At 41.0% G+C, this 16,838-nt stretch carries 15 protein-coding genes; 8 read left to right on the top strand and 7 right to left on the bottom strand.

Translation table 11 applies throughout. The features are described from left to right. Positions 1–176: 176 nt before the first annotated feature. Positions 177–797: a peptidylprolyl isomerase gene (locus PSE72_RS15830; protein ID WP_004907421.1), complete on the top strand. Its 621-nt coding sequence runs from the start codon at positions 177–179 to the stop codon at positions 795–797. A 124-nt stretch (positions 798–921) separates the two neighbouring features. Beyond that, entirely contained in the window at positions 922–1,662 is a 741-nt protein-coding gene (gene cysQ / locus PSE72_RS15825; RefSeq protein WP_004907423.1) for a 3'(2'),5'-bisphosphate nucleotidase CysQ, read from the top strand. Positions 1,663–1,706: 44 nt separating this feature from the next. Here the strand turns inward: cysQ and mqo are convergent, their stop codons facing one another. The 4 genes from mqo to PSE72_RS15805 all read right to left on the bottom strand — a co-directional run bounded on the left by mqo (position 1,707) and on the right by PSE72_RS15805 (position 5,024). After that, positions 1,707–3,200 carry a malate dehydrogenase (quinone) gene (gene mqo, locus PSE72_RS15820; RefSeq protein ID WP_109912134.1) on the bottom strand — a complete coding sequence of 498 codons (1,494 nt, stop codon included), beginning with the start codon at positions 3,198–3,200 and terminating at the stop codon, positions 1,707–1,709. Positions 3,201–3,208: 8 nt separating this feature from the next. Then, the gene (locus PSE72_RS15815) at positions 3,209–3,598 is read right to left on the bottom strand and encodes a cupin domain-containing protein (protein ID WP_004907427.1); all 390 of its coding nucleotides are present in this window, start codon (positions 3,596–3,598) and stop codon (positions 3,209–3,211) included. Between the two features lie 319 nt (positions 3,599–3,917). Next, a complete protein-coding gene (gene nudK, locus PSE72_RS15810) occupies positions 3,918–4,505 on the bottom strand; it encodes a GDP-mannose pyrophosphatase NudK (RefSeq protein ID WP_198641729.1) in 588 nt (195 codons plus the stop codon). Positions 4,506–4,619: 114 nt separating this feature from the next. Continuing rightward, positions 4,620–5,024, bottom strand: a complete 405-nt coding sequence (locus tag PSE72_RS15805; protein WP_272691007.1) for a YgiW/YdeI family stress tolerance OB fold protein — start codon at positions 5,022–5,024, stop codon at positions 4,620–4,622. Between the two features lie 177 nt (positions 5,025–5,201). Here PSE72_RS15805 and qseB point away from each other — a divergent pair, with 177 nt between their 5' ends. After that, positions 5,202–5,864 carry a quorum sensing response regulator transcription factor QseB gene (qseB, locus tag PSE72_RS15800; RefSeq protein ID WP_115168101.1) on the top strand — a complete coding sequence of 221 codons (663 nt, stop codon included), beginning with the start codon at positions 5,202–5,204 and terminating at the stop codon, positions 5,862–5,864. Then, positions 5,864–7,225 carry a quorum sensing histidine kinase QseC gene (gene qseC, locus PSE72_RS15795; protein ID WP_272691006.1) on the top strand — a complete coding sequence of 454 codons (1,362 nt, stop codon included), beginning with the start codon at positions 5,864–5,866 and terminating at the stop codon, positions 7,223–7,225. Before qseB ends, qseC begins: the two co-directional genes overlap by 1 nt. Before the next feature lie 169 nt (positions 7,226–7,394). On the opposite strand, the gene PSE72_RS15790 is transcribed toward qseC, so the two are convergent. Next, positions 7,395–7,955 carry a YtfJ family protein gene (locus PSE72_RS15790; protein WP_115168100.1) on the bottom strand — a complete coding sequence of 187 codons (561 nt, stop codon included), beginning with the start codon at positions 7,953–7,955 and terminating at the stop codon, positions 7,395–7,397. 290 nt (positions 7,956–8,245) lie between these two features. Between PSE72_RS15790 and PSE72_RS15785 the strand changes: the two genes are divergently transcribed. Next, positions 8,246–8,452 carry a DUF1107 domain-containing protein gene (locus PSE72_RS15785; RefSeq protein WP_109912131.1) on the top strand — a complete coding sequence of 69 codons (207 nt, stop codon included), beginning with the start codon at positions 8,246–8,248 and terminating at the stop codon, positions 8,450–8,452. Positions 8,453–8,527: 75 nt separating this feature from the next. On the opposite strand, the gene PSE72_RS15780 is transcribed toward PSE72_RS15785, so the two are convergent. Together PSE72_RS15780 and msrA are read right to left on the bottom strand one after the other, a co-directional pair. After that, on the bottom strand, positions 8,528–9,895 hold the full coding sequence (locus PSE72_RS15780) for a hemolysin family protein (RefSeq protein WP_115168099.1): 1,368 nt from the start codon (positions 9,893–9,895) through the stop codon (positions 8,528–8,530). Between the two features lie 253 nt (positions 9,896–10,148). Beyond that, positions 10,149–10,790 (bottom strand): peptide-methionine (S)-S-oxide reductase MsrA, encoded by a 642-nt coding sequence (gene msrA, locus PSE72_RS15775; protein ID WP_004907437.1) that lies wholly within the window; start codon positions 10,788–10,790, stop codon positions 10,149–10,151. 133 nt (positions 10,791–10,923) lie between these two features. On the opposite strand from msrA, the gene tamA reads away from it, so the two are divergent. Genes tamA through PSE72_RS15760 form a run of 3 tightly spaced genes read left to right on the top strand, consistent with a single transcriptional unit; the run spans position 10,924 to position 16,790 of the window. Next, on the top strand, positions 10,924–12,666 hold the full coding sequence (gene tamA, locus PSE72_RS15770; protein ID WP_115168098.1) for an autotransporter assembly complex protein TamA: 1,743 nt from the start codon (positions 10,924–10,926) through the stop codon (positions 12,664–12,666). Next, on the top strand, positions 12,663–16,439 hold the full coding sequence (tamB, locus tag PSE72_RS15765; RefSeq protein ID WP_217007830.1) for an autotransporter assembly complex protein TamB: 3,777 nt from the start codon (positions 12,663–12,665) through the stop codon (positions 16,437–16,439). Before tamA ends, tamB begins: the two co-directional genes overlap by 4 nt. A gap of 3 nt (positions 16,440–16,442) precedes the next feature. Beyond that, positions 16,443–16,790 carry a gamma-glutamylcyclotransferase family protein gene (locus PSE72_RS15760; protein WP_110731586.1) on the top strand — a complete coding sequence of 116 codons (348 nt, stop codon included), beginning with the start codon at positions 16,443–16,445 and terminating at the stop codon, positions 16,788–16,790. Positions 16,791–16,838 lie beyond the last annotated feature (48 nt).

Genomic DNA, 16,838 nt, shown 5'->3' with positions numbered 1-16,838 from the left:
ATACGCATACTAGCACCCTTTTTAGACATTTTTAGCGTTTAGCTGAATTTTTCAGAGAACACTGAATAAATTTGTCGGGAATCAATCAGTTTTATTCTTTAGATTCATTGTTTGGGTTTACCCATAAGGGTGAGGCTGCTATTCTTGGTTTTTCTCAAAATCATATGGGTATTTTCATGGCAAACCAAAATTTCGATTCGGTAGAAGCTCAAGCGAGTTATGGCATAGGTCTACAAGTTGGGCAGCAATTATTAGAGTCAGGGCTAGAAGGTTTAGTGCCAAATGCAATCCTAGCAGGTCTCGTTGATGCTTTAGAAGGCAATATGCCATCGGTACCTGTTGAAACTCTGCACAAAGCATTGCGTGAAGTGCATGAGCGTGCCGACGCTGTCCGTGTCTCTCGTCAGGCAGCATTAGCGGAAGAAGGCCAAAAATTCCTAGATGAAAACCAAAAACGTGATGGTGTTTCAACGACTGAGTCAGGCTTACAATTTTCAGTGATTAACCAAGGTGATGGTGCTATCCCATCCCGCTCAGACCGTGTACGTGTTCACTACACAGGGCGTTTAATTGATGGTTCTGTGTTTGATAGCTCAGTACAGCGTGGGCAGCCAGCAGAATTTCCTGTAAGTGGTGTTATTCCTGGTTGGATTGAAGCATTGACTCTGATGCCAGTTGGTTCTAAATGGGAATTGTATATTCCTCATCAATTAGCTTATGGTGAGCGTGGTGCAGGCGCATCAATCCCGCCATTCAGCACATTAGTATTTGAAGTTGAATTACTTGAAATTTTATAATTTCTGTTAATTCAGTTCACAGCTAAAAAGCCTCATTGTCTTTGGACTTTGGGGCTTTTTTTATGGCGTTAATTTCACACAATTGCTACTCTTGCTATAAAGGGTCATCAGAGAGGTGAATAATATGCTACAGCAAATTTGCGAATTAGCTCAAGAAGCGGGTTATGCGATTATGGAAACTTATAATGCGCAAGAACCTTTACAGGTTGAACATAAAAGTGATAATTCGCCTGTGACCGAGGCTGATATTGCCGCCCACAATGTGATTACAGCAGGCCTTGCTCGCATTGCCCCTGATATCCCTCAACTGTCTGAAGAAGACCCTCCACAGTGGTCAACCAGGCAGAATTGGCAACGTTATTGGTTGATTGACCCATTGGATGGAACGAAAGAATTTATTAATCGTAATGGGGATTTTACGGTTAACATTGCACTGATTGAGAATGGCGTACCAACGATGGGGGTGGTATATGCCCCCGCGAAAGGGTTGCTATATTATGCGGAAGGAAATCAAGCCTGGAAGGAAGAAGGTGGCCACAAGCAACTTATTCATGTGAATGATGCTAAGCCTCCGGTGATTGTTATTAGCCGTTCTCATCAAGACAATGAATTAATGGATTATTTAAAACAAATGGGTGAACACACGACAGTAGAAATTGGTTCTTCACTCAAATTTTGTTTGGTTGCGGAAGGAAAAGCACAGCTTTATCCACGTTTTGGGCCTACGAATATTTGGGACACTGCTGCGGGTCATGCGGTTGCCATTGGTGCAGGTGCGAAAGTCGTTGATTGGCACGGAAAAACGTTAGACTACACACCGCGAGAATCCTTTTTGAACCCAGGTTTTCGGGTCATTTTATTCTAAATATTGGTAAAGGTTGGGAAGTGATTTCCCAACCTAATTAATAACTAATTATCTAGTTTCAGCACTTTGGCAGTAGCTGTACGAATATCTAAACAGGCTTTTGCATCCGTTTTTAAATCAATCCCATAGGTTGGAATGATATCTTTTAAACGTGTTTCCCATCCATCGGCTTTGAGTTGGTCATCAAAACAGGTTTTTAATACATTTAGTGCAATAAATGCCGCAGTGGAGGCCCCCGGAGATGCGCCCATCAATACAGTAAATGATTTATCCGCACTGGTAATCAGTTCTGTACCAAATTCTAAAACCCCTTTCTTATCATGGTCAGGCTTAATAATTTGTACTCGTTGCCCTGCAACCACCTCTTTCCAATCCTCATGCTGTGCTTCTGGGTAGAATTGTTGCAACATGGCAAATTGGTGAGCAGAAGTTTGCAGAACTTGGCCTACTAAATATTCTGCGAGTGACCAGTTATCTTTCGCAACCGCAAGCATTGGTTCAATGTTATTCAATTTAACCGATTCAAACAGGTCTAAATAAGAGCCATGCTTAAGGAATTTACTCGAAAAACCGGCATAAGGCCCAAATAATAGAGAACGTTTACCTCCAATAATGCGAGTGTCCAAGTGTGGAACAGACATTGGTGGTGAGCCTTTATCTGCTTTACCATAAACTTTAGCATGGTGGCGAGAAGCAATTTCTTCGTTATCACAACGCAACCAGATACCACTAACAGGGAATCCACCATACCCTTTTCCTTCAGGGATCCCAGATTTCTGCAGTAATTCGATTGCCCGCCCGCCTGCACCAACGAACACAAACTTCGCGGAAGTGATCGTTTTTTCATGCGTGAGTAGATTTTTAACTTCAATATTCCATCTGCCATCGGGGGTCTTTTTAACATCGATGACTTCATGTTTATAGTGAATTGAAAAACCGGATTGTTCGCTTAATTGTGCAATTAATAAATGCGTTAGTGCACCGTAATCAACATCAGCACCAGTATTAACACGGGTAACCGCAATCGCTTCTTTAGGATCACGGCCTTCCATGATCAGTGGTGCCCATTCGTTGATCTGTTTTGGATCATCACTGTATTCCATATTGTGGTAACAGTGGTGAGCTGACATCTGTAGGTAGCGTTGTTTTAAGAATTTTACATTATCCTCACCCCAAACAAAGCTCATATGTGGGCATGGGTGAATAAAGTCACGTGGATCTTTAATTTTACCTTTGGTGACTAGATAAGACCAAAGCTGGCGAGAGAGATCGAACTCCGTATTGACTTCAAGCGCTTTACTGATATCCACCGTACCATCTGGGTTTGGTGGAGTATAGTTCATCTCACAGTTAGCGGCATGACCTGTTCCCGCATTGTTCCACGGATGGGAGCTTTCTTGGGCACAGTCGTTTAGCCTTTCAAAAACAGCAATCGTTAGCGAAGGCTCTAGTTCTTTGAGAAATGTACCAAGCGTTGCACTCATGATCCCTGCGCCGATGAGAGCAATATCGACATTTTCAGCAATCGGTTTATTCATGATGGCCTCTATTTTTTTGTTGGAGTAAAGCTAAGATTGGTACCTTCTTGATAGACAACATAAGCACGACGCCATGGCTCATCACCAATAAGCCGCCATTTATGGCCGGTTCCTGTATTATCTTGCGCAAGTAAGATATCACCAGGATTGATGATAAATTTAGAACCATCTTTAGTTTCGAATTCTAAAGTGCCGGAAAGGGTAATGACATAACGAGGAACAGGGTCTTGATGCCAATCAAAAGAACCGCCGGAAACTGTTTCACGGAAGGTTAGTTCACTGGCTGCAATGGCAGAGGTTTGGCTATCTCCTCCTGTGACATTATTGAGCTCAAGAGTGCCTTCTTCAAATAGAGAATTTCCATCTTCTCCTGTCCACATACGAACGCAGCGTATCATTTTATTTAGCTCCTTAATCACCGATTGTAGTGTATAACAATTATTTGATATTAATTGGATACAAAAATAAGACTCTTAAAATGATGATAAATAAAATTAAATATTATTTAAATTTAAGGTTTTTTAGCGGATAGGTCAAAGTGAAATATGTTTTATCTTGGAATTATGGTTTTATTTTTTAATAAAAGAATAAAATAATAAAAGTTGATTATCTTTTTACGATTGTTTTTATTTTTATCGTTCGTTTAATGATTGATAAAAAATAGGAAAGCTCACTATGACTTTATTTTATCATTATGAGCTATCAGAGCTGGATTAGCTATTTTAGAATAGCATTTAGGGCGAGGTATTGGATCAACATGATGGTTTTACCATCAACAATTTCTCCCGTTTTAATCGCATCAATGGCTTTAGAGAAAGGCCACTCTAAAACTTCAATATCTTCGCCTTCATCCTTAAGTCCACCACCCGCGTTTTGACGATTATTATCACTGTATTCAGCGATGTAAAAGTGGAGTTTTTCGGTGACAGAGCCTGGGCTCATAAAGGCTTCAAAAACTTTTTGAATTTTATCGACTTTAAAACCCGTTTCTTCTTCGGCTTCAGCAATAATTCGTGTTTCTGGTGAGGCGTTTTCGAGTAAACCTGCGGCAGCTTCAATTAGAAAATTAGAATAGCCATTTATATAGACTGGCATACGAAATTGACGAATTAATATAATGCTATTCTTTATTTTGTTATATAACAAAATAACGGCACCATTGCCTCTATCATAGACTTCGCGTTCTTGTTGTTGCCAACTACCGTCTCGTCGTTGTAACTCATAAGTATATTTTCTTAAAATATACCAATTGTCTGAAAGCAGTTTCTCTCGAATATTACGTATGTTGGGGAGTTTTACAGTCATTAATCAGCCTTAGTAAGCAAAAATGATTTTGTTAATTTAACACTGTTAATTTTTGTATGAAATAGGATTTAGATGGGACCTACTTTAAAGCAGATCCCATTGTAAAGCTGTGAATTATTTAATGATTTGGATTTGTTTAACTTCGACTTCTCTTGAATTCCAGTCTTTATCAATTTTACCGCGAATTTCAACTTTGTCTTTTGGCGTTACATTGATACCGTTCCAACGCTTTTCACTGATTTCTAAATTAATGGTGCCAGTACCATCAGTCAACTCATAATGTTTATTGTCGAGTTGTTTAACGATATTACCACGTAAAATAACCCAGCTATCATCTGACATATCAAGTGCTTTTGCGACCGTCATTTCCCCACTATTTGGGCCGATGAAACCACCCGTTTGAGTCGTTTGAGTCGTTGTATTTGTGGCAGCACCTGGGCCATCAAATCCACCATTTGCAGCGAAAACAGGCGCACTTGCGAGTGCAGCAACTAAAGCGATTACAGGTAATTTTTTCATCATCAGTATCTCCAAATGGACATGAACTTGTTTGTATGGAGGGTATTAAACCAAGTAAATCTTAACAGGATCTTAAGAAACATAATTAACGAATTATATTTTTAATTTTGTTAATTATAGCTAGTCATCTCAAGACTGATGGGATAAATATAATAATATTCTGAGGTGGAGGATATTATGCGTATTCTATTAATTGAAGATGACAGGCTAATTGGTGATGGTTTAAAAGTGGGATTAACACAGCTAGGGTTTACGGTTGATTGGTTTATGGATGGTAAACAAGGGCAACTCGCTTTATTTGATGCGCCCTATGACGCTGTTGTACTCGATCTTTCATTACCAAATATTGACGGTATGGATATTTTGAAACATTGGCGCAAGGAGGGGCGTGATGAGCCAGTCTTAATTTTGACGGCACGAGATGCACTGGATCAACGTGTTCAAGGGCTACAACAAGGGGCTGATGATTATCTTTGTAAACCATTTGCTTTAATGGAAGTCATGGCGCGCTTGCAGGCGTTAATCCGTCGTCGAAGTGGGCAATTATCCTCCAAACTTACGCATGGTGATGTTGAAATGGATCCGGTTGCAATGACGGTGACACTGCAAGGTAAACCTGTACAACTAAAAGGTAAAGAGTTTGCCTTATTGTCTTTATTTATGCATAACCCAAATAAAGTTTTCTCTCGTCCTTTAATTGAAGAAAAATTGTATAACTGGGATGAAGAGGTCTCTAGCAATTCTGTTGAGGTACATATCCACCATTTAAGGCGTAAATTAGGTAATAAGTTTATTCGAACCATTCATGGTGTTGGCTATCGATTAGGTGATGATAAATGATGAAGACATTTAGTCTTAGGTTAAAACTCACTTTAATGCTGCTCCTGTTGGCTTTGCTGACATGGGGGATCGCCAGTTCGTTAGCGTGGTACCAAAGCTATAAAACGATTAATGAGCTATTTGATACCCAGCAAATGGCGTTTGCTAAACGGCTATCTGTTTTACCATCAGACTTTGAATTGAGCCGGCCTTCCCTGACTAAAACCAAAAAATTATTGCGCAAGAACCGTGGCCATCAGGATGACGATGCATTGGCATTTGCTATCTTTTCACAGAATGGCGAAATGGTATTAAACGACGGTGATAATGGTAGAGATATTGTCTACCAATTTAAGCGAGAAGGGTTTACCGATGGGATGCTCCAAGGAAGTGACGACCCTTGGCGTTTGGTGTGGTTAAAATCTCAAGATGGTCAATATGTTATTGCAGTAGGGCAAGAGTGGGAGTACCGGCAAGAAATGGCGACCGATATTATGGTTGCACAATTTATGCCTTGGTTGATGGCTTTGCCAATTATGTTATTGCTATTTTTATGGCTGCTCACACGTGCTTTACGTCCATTGAGGGATGTAGCAAAGCAGTTATATCACCGAAAGCCAGATGAATTAACCCCAGTACAATTAACGCGCATCCCCAGTGAAGTAAGACCCATTATTGACTCCATGAATGTGCTATTTGGCCGTATTAATGACATGTTCGCTCGCGAGCGACAATTTACATCGGATGCCGCTCATGAATTACGTAGCCCACTCGCAGCATTAAGAGTACAGGCGGAAGTGGTACAAATTGCGGGGAATAATACAGATATCCGTAATCATGCAGTGGCTAATTTATCGGAAGGTATTGATAGGGCAACAAGGCTTGTTGACCAACTACTCATGTTGTCTCGGTTAGAGTCATCCTCGCAACTTGATGATATTACGGCGGTATCTTGGGCCATATTAATTGAAACAGCAATAAAGGATGTTGAACCCGAAGCTCAAGAGCAGCAAACAACGATAATAAACACCTTAATAAGTCGTCCCCCTGATTTTCAAGGTCAGCCATTACTACTCAATGCGTTGCTGAGAAATTTACTCAATAATGCAATACGTTATGGAAAAATAGCTGGGCGAGTGGAGATCATTTTGTATGCTGACCACCTTGAAATTCAAGATGATGGTAATGGTGTGACACCTGAAGTTTTACAGCGTCTAGGTGAGCGTTTTTATCGTCCACCAGGACAAGAAAAGACAGGGAGTGGTTTAGGACTCTCTATTGTTAAGCGGATTGCGCAATTGCATCATTTGCAGGTTATTTTTACTCATGGCACTAATGGCGGGTTTTGCGCCAAAGTGTATTGGAATGAAACTAAAGCGTGATAATGCGCACATTAGTCATGATTATTTATGAAAAAAACAATCATAATTATGCATGTTTAATGTAAGGGTATTTTAGCATAACTCACTATTTTTGATGTAATAGAGATAGACTGAATTGTAAGTGTAGTGTGCGAAATTACGCACACTACATAATAGTAAAAGTTTGACCTTATTGGTTTAGTGATGAGCTTAACAAACTAATGACTTTTTGAATTTCTTGGGAATTTAATTCACCATCTTTGAAAAATAACACCTTTCCTTGATTATCCAATACGATAATTGCTGAACTTTCTGGTTTCAAACCCCATGCACTCTTCACCGTACCCTCGCTATCAACAATAAATTGTGAATAAGGGAACTCTTTTTTGCTATCTTCAACACTATTTTTAACAAATACACCCGTACCGAACATTGCATCATCAGTATTAATGATTGTTGTTGTTTGATAGGTATCATGCGGGAATTTGGCTTGTTTGATGGCTTCAACTAAAGGGGCATTGAGCTCTTTTGCGGAAGAACGGCCAGCAATATGTTGAATTGTCCGTACTTTTCCAACGAGCTGTTGGCTTTTCCACGGTTGATAATCCAACTTCCCTTCATTATTTATGACAAGCTCACCTTTGTCGGTGACAGAAATGGTAGGAACAGATTGGTTTAATTGAATATTTGCAGCAGAAGCTATCGCTGATGCCCCTAGCAAGCATATTAAAAGTAAATAATTTCTTATCATAACAGCCCCTTGATTGATTATTTTGTCATGTGAGCCTAACGGTTTGTCTGATTACTGCTATTTATAGCATAGCTCATCGGATGAGTTACAAGAGGTAATTTAACATTTTTTTAAAATTCAGAATAAAAACAATGTTTATAGGGTTTTAACAGTTAGTTTACAGTGTCATGTTATGTCAGTAAATTGAATAAAACTGCAATTTTAGAACCAAAGTGAAAATTTCTGGTCTATGATTATTGTACGGTATGAGTTATTGAATATCGTAAGAACAAAGGGGAGGCAAAGTTCTAATGAAAATTTTTAACCGTTATAACCCATCAAAGATTGCTCTTTACGTCAAAACGCTATTCCGTGGCCGGCTCTATATTAAGGATTTTGGGGCATTTGAGTTTAACTATGGGAAAATTCTACCACCTAAAATTAGTGATAAGCGCCATTACAATGTGATGAGTGAGGTCAACAAACAGGTTTCATTATTGCAGGCAGAAATGGGGTAGGTTAATCAAGAAGGTTTTGGTTAACAACGCGCCACATGGGTGGCGCATTGAAAGAAACGGCTTCGCCATCAAGCACTAATGTTCAGTATCTTTTGTTTGTTGTTTTGCGTCAGCCGTTTCAATAGTATTTTTTCCGGGCTGTACAACGACAGGTGATGGCACCGTAGTAAGACGAGTTACGAGTAATTGGTCAATTTTGTAATTATCAATATCGACAACTTCAAATTTGTATCCCGCATATTTCACATAGTCTGTGCGCTTTGGCATTCTTCTTAACCGGTACATCATAAACCCTGCGATGGTTTCATAGTTGCTAAAGTCAGGGAAATCATCAATATCCAAAATGCGCATCACATCTTCGATTGGTGTTCCGCCTTCAACTAACCAAGAATTCTCATCACGTACCACGATTTGCTCTTCTTGTCCTGGACCAATTAAGTCTCCCATTAAAGTGATCATTACATCATTGATGGTAATGATACCCATGACTAATGCATATTCGTTGAGAATAACAGCAAAATCGACGGCGTTTGTTTTAAATGCTTCTAAGGTATCTGATAATGAGAGAGTGTCAGGGATCATTAGCGTATTTCTAATGTGAGCACCATCTTTTAAACTTAAGCTCTGCCCATTGAGCACGCGATTAAGTAATTCTTTTGAATCAACATAACCGATAACATGATCGATATCCCCTGCACACACTAGGAACTTAGAATGGGGTTGGGTTGAAATTTTATGTTTGATACTGTCTTCTGACTCGTCTTTGTCAAAATAAATAATGCTCTCACGTGGGGTCATAGCTGATGGCACAGTGCGTGATTCCAGTTCAAACACATTCTCAATCAATTCGTGTTCTTGCTTACGTAACACACCCGCTACAGCACCCGCTTCAACGACCGCAAAAATATCATCAGAAGTGATATCTTCGTTACGTGATGTAGGTAATTTGAATAATTTAAAAAAGAGGTTCGCAAGGCCATTAAAAAACCAGACGAATGGGCCCAGTACCACTAAACAGAAGCGCATTGGATTCACAATGCGAATCGCAATGGCTTCAGGTTTTACCATACCGATACGTTTAGGTGTTAAATCTGCCACTAAAATAAACAGGCTCGTCACAATGGTGAACGACAGTATTGATGAAACTTGCTGAGCCCAGCTTGGCGATAAAAATTGAATAAAGATATCGTACAAAGCTGGAGAAAAAGCAGACTCTCCCACAATACCGGCAAGGATAGCAACGGCATTTAAACCAATTTGAACGACGGTAAAAAACATTCCCGGCATTTCTTGTAATTTAAGCACGCGAGCCGCATTAATGTTGCCTTCATCGGCCATAAGTTTAAGTTTAATGCGGCGGGAAGCCGCCAGAGAAATTTCTGACAAAGAAAAGAATGCGCTGATTGCACATAATAATAGAACAATTAATAAACTGTTGAGCATAAGTTATCCAGCCAATCAAAGGAAGAATCCATAAAATTCAAAAATCTCTGAAGGCATAGTCTCGTGTATTTAAATATATTGAGTATGCAAATATATGTTGCGCGATATGCGCAAATTGTTGATATGTTGCATTAGTATAGCACTGAGGTGATTTATCTGCCTAGATATTCATCATCATTCAAGCTGCTTTAAGTCATATTGAAAAGCAACTTGAATGGTTGGAAAGATGAACTCACTGTAATAAGTTATTGATTTAGTTGTTTAACGAAGGTGGTAAACAGATACCAATTCCTCCTAATCCGCAATATCCATTCGGGTTTTTATATAAGTACTGCTGGTGGTAATCTTCGGCAAAATAGAAAGTATCTAATGGCGCTATTTCGGTCGTGATTGCACGGGCGTCATGCTGCGCTTTCATTGCATTTTGGTAAGCTTGCAGTGTGTCCATCGCTTGCTTATCTTGCTCGTCTGACACAGTATAAATGGCAGAGCGATATTGGCTGCCCATATCGTTCCCTTGGCGCATGCCTTGTGCAGGGTCATGGTTTTCCCAAAATAACGTCAATAATTGGGAGTAACTGATAACTTGCGGATCAAAAACAACCCGAACTGCTTCCGCGTGGCCAGTTCGTCCTGAGCAAACTTCTTCGTAGGTTGGGTTAGGGGTCACACCACCACAATACCCCGCAGAAGTTGAATAAACCCCAGCTTGCTGCCAAAATAATCGTTCAACTCCCCAAAAACAGCCCATGGCAAAATACGCAATTTCCATATTCTTAGGAATAATCTCAATCGAATGATGGTTAAGCGCATGATATGGTGAGTAGGTCATAGCAGTTGCTCTGCCAGGCAGAGGTTGTGCAATACTTGCAGAGTGAAATTTATTAAAAGGCATAATGATTCCTATATATAGTGACCACACAAATAATCTAAAAATAGGGATAAAAACTTGTGTCTATGGCGAATTTTACTCAAAATAAATTGATATGAAGTATTTAGTCAATCGAACAATCACCTTAGGAGTAGGCGTGTCGAAATACCCTCTAATTTGTTTTCTCTGCCTAACTGCGGCAGTGCCAGTGGTACACGCAGCTAATCTTCGTCTTAATATTGAAGGCCTTGAAGGACAACTTAATCAAAACGTTCGTGTACAACTGTCTAATATATCGCAAGATGAAGTTGTGCCAAACGGTCGTTTTCGAGCCCGTGTTGAGAAAGCAATTAAAGAAGGTTTAAAGCCTTTAGGCTATTACCAACCCACGGTTGAATTTAGCTATGAAGAAAAAACACCGCCTGCTCGTTCTGTTTTAACCGCCAAAGTCACTCCTGGGGAACCTATTTTATTAAAAGGGGTGAATGTTGAATTGCAAGGTGGCGCTAAAACGGACCCTGACTATGAAAAGATGCTCAAACAATATACGCCAAAGCTCGATACAGTTCAAAATGATGGTGAATACGAAGAATTTAAAGGGCGCTTTAGCAGTTTAGCCATTCGCAAAGGTTATTTTGATGCGATGATGGAGAAAAGCCAACTGGGTATTTCTCTTGACCACCATGCGGCTTATTGGGATTTTGATTTTAACAGTGGCGAACGTTATCGGTTTGGCGCCATTTCTTATTCAGGCTCACAAATCCGTGAAGATTATCTGAACAACCTTGCGCCTTTCAAAAAAGGGGAATACTACACATCAGAGCAACTTGCTGAATTTAACCGCCGATTAGCTGAAACAGGGTGGTTCTCTTCTGCGATTGTGACTCCGCGTATCGTGAGTGCCCGAAAAGATAACTCCTATGAATTACCGATGGAAGCGGTGATGACGCCTAGAGCCAAAAATTTTATTGAGCTCGGTGGGGGTTATGCAACAGATGTAGGCCCTCGCGTTAAAACGACATGGAATAAGCCTTGGATTAACTCTCGTGGGCAGAGTTTAACGTCAAATATTAGTTTATCCCAACCAGAACAATTAATAGATGCAAGCTATAAAATTCCATTAAAAGCGAACCCACTTGAGCAATATTATGCAGTTCAAGGGGGCTTTAAACGGACAGATTTAAATGATACGCAAGCGAATACAACAACCTTGAATGTGTCTCGTAACTGGGATTATTCATCCGGTTGGCAATATGGTGTGAATATGCGTTGGATGCTGAGTAACTTTACCCAAGCCAACGTGACGAATACGACGATGTTGCTGTATCCCGGGGCCTATGTGAGCCGAATTCGCCAACGTGGAGGTGTGATGCCAACATGGGGGGATAGCCAACGTTACTCTATTGATTACTCGAATAAAATTTGGGGTTCAGACATCGACTTTGCGGTACTACAAGCTAAAAATGTGTGGATCAGAACGCCATGGGAAGGTCATCGCTTTATTGTTCGTGGAAATATCGGTTGGATTGAAACCAATGATTTCGATAAGGTTCCACCGGACTTACGCTTCTTTGCGGGGGGTGATGGCAGTGTGCGTGGATATGGCTATCAAAAAATCTCTCCAGAAGATAGTAAAGGTAAGCTGACAGGGGCATCAAAATTGGCTGTAGGCTCTGTGGAATACCAATATAACTTTACTGGGAATTGGTGGGGTGCGACCTTTATTGATAGTGGTGAAGCCGTTGATAATTTTAAGGATAATGATTTTAAAACGGGGGCGGGAGTCGGTATCCGTTGGGTCTCACCGGTTGGGCCAATAAAATTAGATTTAGCCAAACCTATTGGCGATCCAGATAACAACAAAATACAGTTTTATATCGGCTTGGGGACTGAGCTATGAGGTGGTTGAAGTGGCTAAAATGGACCAGTCTTTCCATTTTATTAATTCTTGTTCTGGTTGTTGCCGCACTCAGTTGGGTGATTGGAACGCAATCAGGTCTTCACTTTGCATTAAATACAGCGACACGTTTTGTTCCTGAATTAACCATTGATAAAATTAACGGTGATATTAGTGACTTAACGCTAAGTGGCGTTAAATATCAAATGCCAGGCGTTGATGTTAATGCGGGGAAATTAAATTTAGCGGTACGTCTAGGTTGTTTAACAAGCCGTGAGCTATGTGTCGACAACTTAGGCACGGAAAATGTCACTGTGACTGTCGATACCACCCAATTCCCCCCTTCAGAAGAAACGCCACCATCTGAACCATTGACTGAACTCAAGGCGCCTTTGACCATTCGTTTGAATCAATTGGCTTTGGTTTCAACGCACGTCAATGTGGATGGTATGGATATTGATTTAGCGAAATTTACCACAGGAGCAACGTGGGAAGGGAAAACGATTACTATCATTCCAACTGATATCATTGATTTAGCGATTAATTTACCTGAAACCAAATCAGATGCCGTCGTTGAAGAGAAACAGCCAGACCCAACGCCGATCAACGAACAAAAATCATTGGCAGACGAATTAAAAGCACTATTTTCTAAACCGTTACTCGCTGAATTACCAGAAGTTATTTTACCTGTTGATTTAAATGTTGATGGCATTAATGCTTCGAATTTTCAGTTAACGGGGGCGACTGATCTTAAAATTAACCAATTGCACCTGAGTCTTTCAAATGAAGGACAACAAGTCCTCGTTAAACAGTTAAAAGTCGATGCACCGCAGGGGAATATTGCGTTATCTGGCTCGGCAACTTTGCAAGATAAATGGCCAGTCTCATTATCAGTCGTGGGGGAAAGCCGTTTAGAAGATTTAAATGGGCAAAAAATAGACCTCTCCTTAAAAGGCGGTTTGATTGATGAACTAAAATTGGCCTTGAACTTACATGGGCCAATTAATGCAAAATTAGATGCAGAAACGGATTTGTCACAAGCAGACTTACCTATTTTGCTTACACTAGAAAGCGATAAGTTAACGTGGCCGTTAGTGGGGGAAGCACAATACCAACTCGATGGGACACGTCTGCGTCTAAATGGCCGACCGTCAGCTTATGACATGTCTGTACGTTCAGCTATCACTGGGCAGGATTTACCACCTTCGACCTTGCTATTAGATGCGAAAGGTAATGAAGAGCAAATTAATTTAACTCGCTTACGTTTAGCTGCTTTGCAAGGTCATGCTGATATTACTGGCGTTGCGGACTGGAGCAAGGCAATTAGTTGGAATGCAGTATTGACCCTTTCAGGTATTAATACTGCCAAACAGTACCCTGAATGGCCTGCTAAAGTGGAAGGTAAAATTGCCACGCGCGGAAGTTTATACGGCGGTAGTTGGCAGTTGGATATTCCTGAAATTGTTTTAGACGGCAATGTTAAAAATAACCTCTTAAAAGCGCGCGGTAAAGCCAAAGGTAACGCAGCTGGTCAATGGGATATTCCAAACTTTAATTTGGCACTGGGTAAAAACCATGTCGATGTAAAAGGCTCTCTTGCCGATAAATGGAACCTTGATGCCAAAATTAATGCCCCTGCTCTCAATGGCTTGCTACCCGGCTTAGGGGGAGTGATTGCCGGTGATGTGAAATTGCGTGGTAATTTACAGACACCTGAAGCCCTTGTTGACCTTACGGCACGCGGCGTGAAGTGGCAAGATGATCTTGCTATCGAGAATGTTGTTATCAAAGGAAATGTAGCAACAGGCGAGCAAATTAAAGGGGATTTATCCGTTGTTCTTCGTCAGTTGAAACAAGGTGATCTTGTCGTCAATAACCTGACTTTAGATGCGAAAGGAAGTGAAAAACAGCACTCGCTCAAGTTGAACATGAAGGGTGAACCGGTTTCTGGACAATTAGCATTAGCAGGTAGTTTTGACCGGCAGACTGAAGTGTGGAAAGGGAATTTAACCAATACCTTATTTGATACGGTGGTGGGTGAATGGCGCTTAAACCAAGCGATGTCACTCAATTATGCTAACCAAACGCAAGAAGTGACTATCGGCAGCCATTGTTGGGTCAACCCGAATGCCCGTTTGTGTGTACCAAAACCGATTAAAGCAGGTAAAAGTGGTAGCGCAGATATCGTGCTAGAACGTTTTGACCTCGCGATGATCAAACCGTTTATGCCACAAGATACTCGAGTCAGCGGCGTATTTACGGGTAAAGCTAATGCGATTTGGAAAGCAGATGGCAGTATGCCGCAAGTGAAGTTGGACTTGCGAGGAAATGATGTCAAAGCGGTTCAGTTTGTGGATGGCACTCGTTTACCTATTGCTTTTGATACCTTAACGTTAAGCGCGGGCTTGAAAAATGGCAAGGCAGACCTTAACTGGTTGTTTGGGCTAACGAATAATGGCCAAATGCGCGGCAATATTCAAATTTCTGATATTGAAAATCGCCGCTTACTGTCGGGTAATGTTGAAATCAATTCAGTGACATTAGATTTAATCAAGCCGTTGCTGGGCCAGAAGGAAGTGGCGAATGGGCGCTTGAGTGCGAACTTACGTTTAGGTGGGGCAGCGAATAACCCATTATTAAATGGTAATTTAGCGCTTTCGAGCTTAGAAGTGAGATCGGCAATGATCCCGTTTGATATCAAAAGTGGTCATTTAGGTATTAATTTCAACGGCACAAGCTCAGTAATGAATGGTCAGATAAACACGCCAGAAGGCTATCTGAACATTGATGGTGATGCAGATTGGCGCAATGTTAATGCATGGCGTGCAAAAGTCATGGCACGAGGTAATAACCTTCGAGTTTCTTTACCGCCGATGATCCAAATTGATGTTCAACCGGACATTGTATTTGATGCATCACCTTCGGTACTCACGCTAAACGGTACCGTCAATATTCCGTGGGCACGAATTACTGTTCAAGAACTCCCTGAGTCGGCGGTAAGCCCATCATCGGATGTGGTGATGCTAGATAGCAACCTGCAGCCAATTGAACAAAAAGCGCCGTCCATTCCTATTCAGACCAATTTAGATATTAAAATTGGTAATGATGTCCGATTGGATGCGTTTGGCTTAAAAGCGCGCCTGACGGGTTTATTGAAAGTGGTTCAGAATATCCATGGTCTGCACATTAATGGCCAAGTGGATATTCCAGCCGGTCGTTTCCGTGCTTATGGGCAAGATTTGATTGTCCGTAAAGGCCAAATTCAATTCTCAGGCCCTGCGGACCAACCATTCTTAAACTTAGAAGCCATTCGTAACCCAGACAACACGGCAGATGGCGTGATTGCTGGGGTGAAGGTCACAGGGCTTGCGGATAAACCGAAAGTAGAAATATTCTCTGAACCGGCGAAAACACAACAAGAAGCGCTGTCTTATTTATTAAGAGGAGAGGGCTTAGATAGTGGAGACGCAAATGGTTCACAAATGACATCTATGTTAATAGGCTTAGGTGTAGCACAAAGTGGGCAACTCGTGGGTAAAATAGGTGAGACATTTGGAGTCTCTGATTTAGCCGTCGATACCCAAGGTGTGGGGGATGGTTCTCAAGTCGTTGTAAGTGGTAAGATCACTAATGATTTACAAGTGAAGTATGGAGTTGGTATCTTTGACTCATTGGCGACGTTAACTTTACGTTATCGGTTGATGCCAAAACTGTATTTAGAAGCTGTGTCTGGTGTGAATCAGGCATTGGATCTCCTCTACCAATTTGAGTTTTAGATTATGCGTGTAATTGTTTATGGCAGCTTAAGACAAAAGCAAGGAAATCATCACTGGATGACTTATGCTCAGCTACTCGGTGAGCATAAGCTAGAAGGCTATGAACTGTATGATCTTGGATATTATCCTGCGGTTGTCAAAGGAGATGGGGCAATAGAGTGCGAGGTTTATCGAATCAACCCGTCCATTTTGACAGAGTTAGATGAGCTAAAGAAAAACTCTCAAGACTATGTGAGGGAGCTCATCTCAACGCCGTATGGCAACGCTTGGATTTATCTGTATAAACATTCTGTTGATGGTCTACGCCAAATAAAAAGTGGCGATTGGCTGAAACGTGATGAAGAAGTATAACGGCTCAATAACCACTATCGAGTCGTAAAAATATAAAACGCCAGTACT

Origin of the sequence: Providencia sp. PROV116 (assembly GCF_028482485.1) — a bacterium.
In the GTDB taxonomy this organism is placed as follows: domain Bacteria; phylum Pseudomonadota; class Gammaproteobacteria; order Enterobacterales; family Enterobacteriaceae; genus Providencia; species Providencia rettgeri.
Note: the sequence above shows the minus strand (reverse complement) of the source record. Positions and strands in the feature narration are given on the sequence as shown.

Coding starts and splice junctions, on each gene's coding strand:
- PSE72_RS15830 (WP_004907421.1), top strand. CDS start 177: ATGGCAAACCAAAATTTCGATTCGGTAGAAGCTCAAGCGAGTTATGGC.
- cysQ (WP_004907423.1), top strand. CDS start 922: ATGCTACAGCAAATTTGCGAATTAGCTCAAGAAGCGGGTTATGCGATT.
- mqo (WP_109912134.1), bottom strand. CDS start 3,200: ATGAATAAACCGATTGCTGAAAATGTCGATATTGCTCTCATCGGCGCA.
- PSE72_RS15815 (WP_004907427.1), bottom strand. CDS start 3,598: ATGATACGCTGCGTTCGTATGTGGACAGGAGAAGATGGAAATTCTCTA.
- nudK (WP_198641729.1), bottom strand. CDS start 4,505: ATGACTGTAAAACTCCCCAACATACGTAATATTCGAGAGAAACTGCTT.
- PSE72_RS15805 (WP_272691007.1), bottom strand. CDS start 5,024: ATGAAAAAATTACCTGTAATCGCTTTAGTTGCTGCACTCGCAAGTGCG.
- qseB (WP_115168101.1), top strand. CDS start 5,202: ATGCGTATTCTATTAATTGAAGATGACAGGCTAATTGGTGATGGTTTA.
- qseC (WP_272691006.1), top strand. CDS start 5,864: ATGAAGACATTTAGTCTTAGGTTAAAACTCACTTTAATGCTGCTCCTG.
- PSE72_RS15790 (WP_115168100.1), bottom strand. CDS start 7,955: ATGATAAGAAATTATTTACTTTTAATATGCTTGCTAGGGGCATCAGCG.
- PSE72_RS15785 (WP_109912131.1), top strand. CDS start 8,246: ATGAAAATTTTTAACCGTTATAACCCATCAAAGATTGCTCTTTACGTC.
- PSE72_RS15780 (WP_115168099.1), bottom strand. CDS start 9,895: ATGCTCAACAGTTTATTAATTGTTCTATTATTATGTGCAATCAGCGCA.
- msrA (WP_004907437.1), bottom strand. CDS start 10,790: ATGCCTTTTAATAAATTTCACTCTGCAAGTATTGCACAACCTCTGCCT.
- tamB (WP_217007830.1), top strand. CDS start 12,663: ATGAGGTGGTTGAAGTGGCTAAAATGGACCAGTCTTTCCATTTTATTA.
- PSE72_RS15760 (WP_110731586.1), top strand. CDS start 16,443: ATGCGTGTAATTGTTTATGGCAGCTTAAGACAAAAGCAAGGAAATCAT.